At 40.2% G+C, this 947-nt stretch carries 2 protein-coding genes; both read left to right on the top strand.

The genetic code is table 11. From position 1 onward, the window contains the following. Positions 1-513: virulence factor TspB C-terminal domain-related protein (locus tag J502_RS17030; protein ID WP_034685228.1), on the top strand; the 513-nt coding region annotated here is incomplete at its 5' end. 2 nt (positions 514-515) lie between these two features. Continuing rightward, positions 516-797, top strand: a complete 282-nt coding sequence (locus tag J502_RS16105; RefSeq protein ID WP_000269720.1) for a DUF2523 family protein — start codon at positions 516-518, stop codon at positions 795-797. Positions 798-947: the final 150 nt, after the last annotated feature.

Here is a 947-nt window from a genome sequence, read left to right as displayed (position 1 = left end):
GATGTCACACAGCAACTTAACAACTCACAAGCGATTCCAACCAATGGTACTGGAACAGGTACTGCAACTCCTACTACTGGAACGGGTACAGGAACGGGTACAGGTGATCCGACTGCACAACCACAGCCTTATGATATAACAATCAATTTCCCGATTTTTTGTAACTGGGCGCCAACTATCTGTCAGGCTGCTCAAGCAGGCATTAATTATGTAGCTTCATACACTAAAGACGTTGATGCATTAAAAAAAGAATATGGAGATAACCCAAAGTTTGATGATAAACCGCTTGAATTTGATAAAGACCCTGCAACTCCAGATACTACAATATCATTTGGTGGTGGTTGTCCGGCACCTTTGAACGCCCCTTATTCTTTTATGGGAATTTCTGGTTCTATTGAGATTCCGTTTACTCCATTTTGCAAAATTGCAGAAGTTTCTAAACCTGTAATTATTGCAGTTTCGGCCTATTTTGCTGCTCTTATTATTGGCGGAATTAGAAGTGGGGATGCTTGATTATGTGGTCTAAACTCGTCTTTATTCTTTCATCATTACAGTCAGGTGCACTTAAACGAATTTTAGGTGGTGCGGGTATTTATCTAGCTTCTAGTGCAATTTTTATCACAGCTTTTGGTGCTGCTGTAAATACATTAAGAAGTTCAGTTTCTGGTATATCTGCGGATGTTTTAGCTTTGGCGCATTTAGCTGGCTTTGATGTAGCAATGACTATTGTTTTAAGTGCTGTTGTAACGCGCTTATCTCTCAATTCTTCAAAACTTGTATTAAGAAAATCATCATAAGCAGCGGAACAACCGCAAGCGTCACCACGGCTCGCGTGTGCGCTGCGGTGTGTAGCTGCATTAAGGGGAAATTATTATGTTGCATCTTATAACTGGTACTCCAGGTGCGGGTAAAACTCTATATGCTGTATTTCTTATTGATAATTATGA

The sequence above is a fragment of the Acinetobacter sp. 1294596 genome (genome assembly GCF_000582925.1).
Taxonomy (GTDB): domain Bacteria; phylum Pseudomonadota; class Gammaproteobacteria; order Pseudomonadales; family Moraxellaceae; genus Acinetobacter; species Acinetobacter radioresistens.
The sequence above is the reverse complement of the archived record's forward strand: the minus strand, read 5'-3'. Positions and strand labels throughout refer to the sequence as shown.

Excerpts from the sequence above, each read along its gene's own strand:
- J502_RS16105 (WP_000269720.1), top strand. The coding sequence starts at position 516 with ATGTGGTCTAAACTCGTCTTTATTCTTTCATCATTACAGTCAGGTGCA.